General features: G+C 64.2%; 7 protein-coding genes. 4 read left to right on the top strand and 3 right to left on the bottom strand.

What is annotated here, in order from left to right; translation table 11 throughout:
• Positions 1-957 precede the first annotated feature (957 nt).
• The 3 genes from ACFU53_RS17895 to ACFU53_RS17905 all read left to right on the top strand — a co-directional run bounded on the left by ACFU53_RS17895 (position 958) and on the right by ACFU53_RS17905 (position 3837).
• Positions 958-1818 carry a hypothetical protein gene (locus ACFU53_RS17895; protein WP_383992660.1) on the top strand — a complete coding sequence of 287 codons (861 nt, stop codon included), beginning with the start codon at positions 958-960 and terminating at the stop codon, positions 1816-1818.
• Positions 1819-2627: 809 nt separating this feature from the next.
• The gene (locus tag ACFU53_RS17900; RefSeq protein ID WP_383992662.1) at positions 2628-3380 is read left to right on the top strand and encodes a helix-turn-helix domain-containing protein; all 753 of its coding nucleotides are present in this window, start codon (positions 2628-2630) and stop codon (positions 3378-3380) included.
• Complete coding sequence (locus ACFU53_RS17905) at positions 3367-3837, top strand: NUDIX domain-containing protein (protein WP_383992665.1); 471 nt, start codon at positions 3367-3369, stop codon at positions 3835-3837. Before ACFU53_RS17900 ends, ACFU53_RS17905 begins: the two co-directional genes overlap by 14 nt.
• 287 nt (positions 3838-4124) lie before the next feature.
• On the opposite strand, the gene leuE is transcribed toward ACFU53_RS17905, so the two are convergent.
• The 3 genes from leuE to ACFU53_RS17920 form a co-directional block, all read right to left on the bottom strand.
• Positions 4125-4769, bottom strand: a complete 645-nt coding sequence (gene leuE / locus ACFU53_RS17910) for a leucine efflux protein LeuE (RefSeq protein WP_383992667.1) — start codon at positions 4767-4769, stop codon at positions 4125-4127.
• A 49-nt stretch (positions 4770-4818) separates the two neighbouring features.
• Positions 4819-5268 (bottom strand): Uma2 family endonuclease, encoded by a 450-nt coding sequence (locus ACFU53_RS17915; RefSeq protein WP_383992670.1) that lies wholly within the window; start codon positions 5266-5268, stop codon positions 4819-4821.
• 221 nt (positions 5269-5489) lie between these two features.
• On the bottom strand, positions 5490-7070 hold the full coding sequence (locus tag ACFU53_RS17920) for a methylmalonyl-CoA mutase (protein ID WP_383992672.1): 1581 nt from the start codon (positions 7068-7070) through the stop codon (positions 5490-5492).
• Between the two features lie 225 nt (positions 7071-7295).
• Between ACFU53_RS17920 and ACFU53_RS17925 the strand changes: the two genes are divergently transcribed.
• Positions 7296-8225 (top strand): L,D-transpeptidase family protein, encoded by a 930-nt coding sequence (locus tag ACFU53_RS17925; protein WP_383992675.1) that lies wholly within the window; start codon positions 7296-7298, stop codon positions 8223-8225.
• Positions 8226-8459 lie beyond the last annotated feature (234 nt).

The raw sequence follows: 8459 nt of genomic DNA on the forward strand, positions 1-8459 counted from the left end.
GGAGCACTGGATTCGACAGGCTCCAGAGCCTTCGGAGGAGGAGATCGAAATCCTTGTGGATCTCTTCTTCGGAACCGGCGAAGACTGACGAGGTACCGAGATGCTTAGACCGATAGAGAGACACTTCCGGCTGGCAGCAGAAGGCACGCCTACCCCCGCCGGGGAGGTGCAGGTAGGACAGCAGATCTTGTGGAACGACCGGTGGACCTACGTGACCAAAGTGGAAGCCGTCGACAAGCCGACCTGCTACTCGCCCTACGCACCAAACGGCCCGCACGTGGCCATTACCTTCGGCCGCAGAAGCACTCCCGAGTACTTCCATGCCGAAGAACCGATCAAGGTCAAAACAAGTAGGTAGCAATGCTGGCCAACAGCAATAAGGAGGATCTGCACGGTTCCCCCGTCACGTCGAGGCACCTCTGAAATCATGAAACGACCGTTCTCATGGCTCAGGAGCATTCGAAGAAGGCCTCCCAAGGAATCCACGAGCACCGCTTGCCAAGTCCACTGCTGTATGACCTCTCCTACGCAGCGCGGGCGTTCCTAGCGCTGAACCCTCATCACGGCACTCCTGTCTCTCCTCGGTCTCCCTGACTACCGGGGAGAGGCAGACCTCTCTATTCGCAGTACTGCCACCCTCTGAGGTGGCCTTTTTATTTGAGCCAAAGAGATTTGTCAGAGCTACAGAAAGGTAGGCCCCGTGACAAAGACGTGTTCCAGGTGTCAATACGATAAGCCGCTTGCTGACTTCAACAAGAGTCCGATTCACGCAAGCCAAGTCCAGCCATACTGTCGCGAGTGTCAGCGCGAGTACTTTCGGCAGTGGTATTCGAAGAATCAGCGTCACACGTTCCCTAGGGAGGCCGCGTGATCTTAGGAGCAAGAGCCAAGAAAGAACAGAACTGATGAAGAACGAGCGAGTAGCGGCACTGGCCGCTGAGATTAAGGAGAACTGAAATGACTACTTTCATGCCTGAGCGATTCGATGACATCCCCGACCTTACCTACAGTGCCCAGCCGGTGAATATGGCGCATGTTGCTTACGAGCGAACCCGAATTGATCAGCTTGAGCAAGAACTCAAGCAGAAGAGCGACCCGACTTACCGGGCCATCTTCGAGGCTCCGGCCCTCCCTGATAGCTACACCGAACACGAGATTGACGATGCCACAGTGAAGGCAGCGGGCAAGGATCTTACTCGCCGACTTGAGTATGTGGCAAAGCATCTGGCCGAGCATGAGGTTCAGTCGGTGGCATTCCAGCAGACCATCTCTCGCAGGAAGCGGGATGAAGCCGATTACCAGGCTCGGCTTACTCAGGCTGTAGAGAACGGGGAGAATATCCCCGACCCCGCAGAGCATGACGATTTGACTCCACTCCATAAGGAGCTGACCAAGCTTGAGAACGCGATAAAGGTTGGCGCCAATGTGGCCCACGAGAGCCGGGCCAAACTAGATTCCGCATACCTGGATCTCTGGGCATCGGAGCCCTACCGTAAGTGGGCTGACCGAGACCGGGACAAGCGTTGGGCTGATTACCGTAAGGCTGTGGACCTGGTGAATACCGCTCTCTCTGCTATCGAGAGCATCAATTCGAAGCTTCCGCATCCGTACGGGGACGAGAACGGGATTCCATTTGAGGCCCCGGTCAATCTCGGTCGTGGTGGCCTTGACCCGAATACGCAGGGGCAGGCTAAGCCGACCATTCGTGAGGCTCTTAGCATCCTGACTCAGCATCAGGTCAAGGCGTACAAGCTTGCTCAGCTTGATTCTGACCAGAAACAGGATTACTCGGAGCGAGCCAGGATCGAACTCAAGTGAGTCACATCGAAGAGGCCAGGGAGTTCGTCAGAGTTCACCGCAACCGTCAGAGGGGTTTGCCAGATAGGCATGGGGCACCTGAGGAAGACGTAATTCTTGAAGGCTTGGGACAGGGAGGAATGACCCCAGACGGGTCCGAGAGCGTTCTCGATTGGTCGCTGGAAAGCGAATACATGACTGCGGTCAAGTTCCGGATTGATTGGTAACCCGAAGAGCCCCCGGCATTGTGACCGGGGGCTCTATTTCCAGGGCTAGGCGCCTTGTGTCGCTCGCCGTCGCGTCCAGCCCCGGAGTCTCACCATCGGATAGGCAGGGCGTCACCGCCCACGCAGATAGGGCAGGGCCGCTTAAACGTCCAGTTACAGACCTCGCACCCATTGAATCCACAGCACTGGTCACACCAGATGGAACCGTGTCCAGCACACTGCCCGCAATAAGTGATTAGGGGTTGGAACTCTGGCTCTCTGGTAGCACTACCTCGGACACGGGTCATAGTGCCGATAAGGGCCGAGGGCCGGGGCCCCGGATTGCCGTTCGATAGTGACCCGCCAAACGCGGTCGAGACTCTTGAGTTCCTGCCTGCAATCGGCACACTTCTCACCCGAGGGGGCGTACGTGACGTAGTCGCCCCTCCTGGCATCCGTCTCAGCTGTCGTCGTCGCCATGTGTCGGGCCCCTCTGCTCTCCGCGTTCTGAGGGCCCATGGTTGGCCCGATCGCTGGGACGTAGGAACCTCTTCCATTCCCCCACTTTGGGACGTCCGCGAGAGGTAGAACGTCCCTACAGGACAACCGGGAGGGGGTGACGCCATGGCTGGCAACGAGCGGCTACGGGCGACGCTGGTAGCGGGTGGCTGGACACATGCAACTCTGGCTGAGGTAACGGGAGTTGATCCGAAGAGCGTTGAGCGATGGGTGAACCTGGGGAGGGTTCCCAGAAGGGCAACGGCCGTCAAGGCGGCTGAGGCTCTGGGGGAGGACGTCAACGCACTGTGGCCAGCCCTGAGGCAGGCCCGGTCAGCAAGGGCCGTGAGCCCTGAGCTAGTGGCCCTCTACGAGCAGCGGGCAGACCTCCCTGTGTCCGTGTTCGTCGACCTCCTGTCGTCGGCACAGGAACGGGTCGACGTGTTGGTCTATGCGGCCGTCTTCCTGCATGAGGCGTACCCCCGACTCAATGACCTTCTGACGGAGAGGGCCGAGGCAGGGTGTCAAGTACGGATCTGCCTGGGTGATGCCGACTCTCCAAACGTTCAACTCCGGGGCCAGGAAGAGAAGTTCGGACACGGTATTGAGTCCAGATGCCGTCTGGCTCTACTCCACTACCGGCCCCTAATCGGTGCTCCTGGGGTGGAGATCAGGACCCACGGGACAACCCTCTACAACAGCCTCTACCGGGTCGATGATCAGGTGTTGGTCAATGCCCATGTCTGGGGAGTCAACGCATACGGTGCGCCAGTCTGGCACCTCCGCCGCACAGAGGCCGGGTCGATGTTCAACACCTACGCCGAGTCATTCGATGCCGTCTGGTCGACGGCTCAGGAGGTCACCCGTGGGACGGACTGAGTACTACGACGATCCTTCGGCCCCTGAGCCGAACAGCTTGGTTGTAGCGGCCTCTGCCGTGGTCACCGACGACCAGGGGCGCATCCTTCTCCAGAAGCGCTCAGACAGCGGCCTGTGGGCTCTGCCGGGTGGTGGCATGGAGATGACCGACAGCCTGCCTGGAACTGCCGTCCGGGAGGTCAAGGAAGAGACAGGGTTGGACGTAGAGATCACGGGTCTCGTCGGCACGTATACCGACCCCCGGCACGTGATCGCGTACAGCGACGGGGAGGTACGCCGACAGTTCAACGTGTGCTTCCGGGCCCGGCTCGTCGGCGGGACCCTGGCTATCTCGGATGAGTCCCTGGAGCTGCGATGGGTGGCCCCTGAGGACCTGGAGAGCCTGCCTACGCATCACACACAGCGGCTGCGGTTGCAGCACGCGACCGAGGGGCGAGAGGCCCCATACCTGGGATGAGGTAGGGGGCCTCTGCGTCTACTCCAGAGCATCAACTCATCGAAGATTGATGCTAGTTGGCACGCCGCACGGCACGGATAACGGGAGGCTTCTTGCGTCGCGACTGAGCAACCACAGCCGCATTCTCAGCCAGCGAGGCAAGGGGGGTCCCGGGGGTTTCTGGCTTCGGTCGGCGTTGTCTTGGCGCCGTGTCCACACCCAAGCCCCTGAGGGCCTCCCCCTGCTCCTCGACGGTCAGGCGGGCAAACTGTTCAGCAACCTTCTGGAGGTCAGACATAGCGAACCCCCTACGCGCTTGCCAGGGACAGCTTCACCGCGAACCCGAGGAACAACGCCCCGGCTACGGACGTGGCCCCCGCGCTCAGCGCTCTGCGTCGCCGGAAAGCTGCTGCCAGACGGGCCCCCGCGAAGATCAGCGCGGTCAGGTAGAGGAAGCTCGCGAGCTGGGCGAAGGCGCCGAGGACCACGAAGCCCAGCAGAGGGTTGGACTCTGGAACGAACTGCACGAAGAAGGCGACGAAGAACAGGATCGCCTTGGGGTTGAGCAGACTGATGACCAGGGCCCGCCGGAACGGCCGCTCCCCCTCAACGGCCTCGCCGCCCGGCCCCTCGGCCACCTGTTCGTGCCGGCTCCGCCACATCCCCCACGCGGCCCGCAGCATCCCGATCGCCAGCCACGACAGATAGCCCGCGCCCGCGTACTTCACGATCCCGAACAGCACGGCGTTGGCCTGCAACAACGAGGCGACACCGGCCGCGGAGAGGGTCATCAGAACGGTGTCCCCGACCCACACCCCGGCGGCGGCCCGATACCCGGTCCGTATCCCACGCCGAGCTGCCACGGACAGCACGTAGAGGGAGTTGGGGCCGGGCAGCAGGACGATCAGGACAAGTCCTGCCAGGTAGGTGGGAAGGTCAGTGACACCGAACATGAAAAGGAGTGTCGCACGGGGGTACGACACTCCTCTTTCACATTTCCGGTCAGTCGTCGCCGTCGAGGAGGGTGTCCACGGAGATGTCGAGGGTGACACCGACGGGCTCGGGGACGGGGACGCTCTGACCTCGCTTGAAGCGCTGGGGGGCGTCGTACTTCCCGTCGACCGGGTTCTGGTAGACGAGAACCTCGCCGTGCTTGCGGTCGGCGATGAGGTAGGCCGGAATGCAGGCCTGTGCATAGCACTCCACCTTGGCGTGAAGATCATCGGACCAGTTGGAGGACGTCACCTCCACGACCAGGCGGAAGACATTCGGGGCGTAGTAGTTCTTCGTGACGTGAGCGTCGCGGAAGTCCTCGTCAACGACGGCGAAGTCAGGAATCGCGAAGTCCCCGGGCAGCGTGGGCAACCAGAGGCTGACACCTTGTACGTGCTCGTACCCCGCCTCGACGATGCCTGCCCGATCGAACGCCCTGCCCAGCTTCGTCAACGACAACGCATGCGAGCGTCCGGCGGCGGTGTCACAGTGAGCCTCCCCTGGAGCATCTCCACGCGGTGCCCAGGCAGTGCACGGGAGAGCAGGTCGGCGGCTTCGCCCAACGTCAGCTCGTTTTGCAGTACAGCCACGGCATCCTCCATTTCAGGGCTCACACTTCACGAGCGTAACCGGGAGCGGGCGGATTCCGCCCCGATCACCCGTACGAGTAATCAACCAGGTCAGAAGGCATCCGACGGCATATACGTCCCCCAAACCGCCCGCAAGGCAGCGCACACCTCCCCCACCGTTGCCCGTACCCGCAGCGCCTCCCTCATCGGGTACAGCACGTTGTCCTCGCCCTCGGCCGCCTTCTTCAGCGCGGCCAGGGCGGAATCCACCGCCCCCTGGTCCCGCTCCGCCCGCAGCTTCGCCAGCCGCCCGGCCTGCTGGGCCTCGATCGCCGGGTCCACCCGCAACGGCTCGTACGGCTCCTCCGCGTCGAGCTGGAAGCGGTTGACGCCGACCACGACGCGCTCGCCGGAGTCGGTCTCCTGGGCGATGCGGTACGCGCTGCGCTCGATCTCGCTCTTCTGGAAGCCGTGTTCGATGGCGGCGACAGCGCCGCCCAGGTCCTCGACCTTCCGCATCAGTTCGACGGCCGCCGCCTCCACGTCGTCGGTCATCTTCTCGATGACGTACGAACCCGCGAAGGGGTCGACCGTCGCCGTCACGTCCGTCTCGTAGGCCAGGACCTGCTGCGTGCGGAGGGCGAGGCGCGCGCTCTTGTCGGTAGGGAGGGCGATCGCCTCGTCGAAGGAGTTGGTGTGCAGGGACTGGGTGCCACCGAGCACCGCCGCCAGGCCCTGCACGGCGACGCGGACCAGGTTCACCTCGGGCTGCTGGGCGGTCAGCTGGACCCCCGCCGTCTGTGTATGGAAGCGGAGCATCAGGGACTTGGGGTTCTTCGCGCCGAACTCGTCCCGCATCACCCGGGCCCAGATCCTGCGCGCCGCACGGAACTTGGCGACCTCTTCGAGGATCGTCGTACGGGCGACGAAGAAGAAGGACAGGCGGGGGGCGAAGTCGTCGACATCCATGCCCGCCGCGACCGCCGTGCGGACGTACTCGATGCCGTCGGCGAGGGTGAACGCGATCTCCTGCGCGGGAGAGGCCCCCGCCTCGGCCATGTGGTAGCCGGAGATCGAGATCGTGTTCCACTTCGGGATCTCGGCCTTGCAGTACTTGAAGATGTCGGCGATCAGGCGGAGGGAGGGCTTCGGCGGGAAGATGTACGTCCCGCGCGCGATGTACTCCTTCAGCACATCGTTCTGGATCGTGCCCGTGAGCTGCGCGGCCGGTACGCCCTGCTCCTCGCCGACCAGTTGGTACATCAGGAGCAACAAGGCCGCCGGTGCGTTGATCGTCATCGACGTCGAGACCTTGTCCAGCGGGATGCCGCCGAACAGCACCCGCATGTCGTCGACGGAGTCGATCGCCACGCCCACCTTGCCGACCTCGCCGTGGGCGATCGGGGCATCGGAGTCGTGGCCCATCTGGGTGGGCAGGTCGAAGGCGACGGACAGGCCCATCGTGCCGTTGGCGATGAGCTGCTTGTATCGGTCGTTGGACTCCACGGCCGTACCGAATCCGGCGTACTGACGCATGGTCCACGGGCGGCCGGTGTACATCGACGGGTAGACACCACGGGTGAAGGGGTACGCGCCCGGCTCGCCGAGCCTGTCCGCCGGATCCCAGTCCCGCAGCGCCTCCGGCCCGTACACCGGCTCGATGGGCAGTCCGGACTCCGACTCGCGCGCCATGGTGTGTGCCTCCGTCTTGCTCGGTTGCCCGCTTGTTACCAGCCAGTACGTCGACCCTCGCGACGGACTGTAGCGGCGAGTCTGCGGCGGGTCTGCGCCCGGTGGAGTGCACCTGGCTGGGACCTTACTCACAACCATGCCCGTTTGTTCGCGACGGGTCACGTCCGGGAAACCTGTCCGGGAGAGCGACCGAACGCGGCGGATCATGAGACGACGGGGGCCCTGATGCGTACCAAGGACATGCGGAGATCGGTGGCCGCGCTCGCGGCACTCGCCATGGCCGGCGCCTGCACGGCCCAGGGGATCGAGGTGCACGGCGACCAGCGCCAGCCCGTACGCATCGACGTGACCGCCACGCCGAGTGCCACACCCAGCGGCGCCCCGAAGCAGGGCGACGGCGACAAGGCCGACGGCGGCGACAGCGGCAAGGCCGACGGAGACAGTGACGGCAAGGGTGAGCGCGAGAAGGCCCCGGCGACCGCGCCGCCCTCGCCCACACCCACTCCGACCCCCACCCCTGCCCCCACGGTCCTGTGGGCCAAGGGCGACGAAGGGTTGGACGTACGCGAGTTGCAGGCCCGGCTGCGGCAGGTCGCGTGGCTCTTCGCCGGGCCCACGGGGACGTACGACGATCTGACGGTCCGGGCGGTCAGGGGCTTCCAGGGCAAGCGGGGGCTGCCGCGGACCGGTAAGACGGACAGCGTCACCTGGGCGCGACTGCTGAACATGACGCGGGAGCCCGGCAAGTGGGACCTGTACGCGTACGGCGGGCAGCCGGCCGCGTCACCCGACCCGCGCTGTCTGACGGGCCGGGTGCTGTGCATCAGCAAGACGAGCCGCACGCTGCGCTGGATGGTGGACGGCAGGACGCTGACGACGGTCGAGGTGCGGTTCGGCTCGGAGTACACACCGACCCGCGAGGGCGTCTTCAGCGTGTACTTCAAGTCCCGCGACCACTGGTCGACCCTGTACGACACGCCCATGCCGTACGCGATGTTCTTCAGCGGCGGCCAGGCCGTCCACTACTCCTCCGACTTCGCGGCCCGCGGCTACTACGGGGCCTCGCACGGCTGCGTCAACGTCCGGGACGAGGTGAAGATCGCGCAGCTGTTCGGGCAGGTCAGGAACGGCGACAAGGTGGTCGTGTACTGGTGACGAGGTCCGCGGACGGATCACCTGCCAGGTCACCCAACAGACTCGCCGACGCACTCACCGACAGACAAGCGGAGTGATGTGCGCCACATGACGCATAGCGGGAGGGTGTCCGGCGCGTCAGGGGGAGTACGGGGTCACGGGGGACCATGGGGGATATGGGGCGCGGGCGGGGCCCGGGGGACCGGTCCCCCCCCCGCCCAGGTGCACCAGCCGTAGGTACGGGGGGGACCCCCG

It is taken from the genome of Streptomyces sp. NPDC057474, from assembly GCF_042802555.1.
GTDB lineage: Bacteria > Actinomycetota > Actinomycetes > Streptomycetales > Streptomycetaceae > Streptomyces.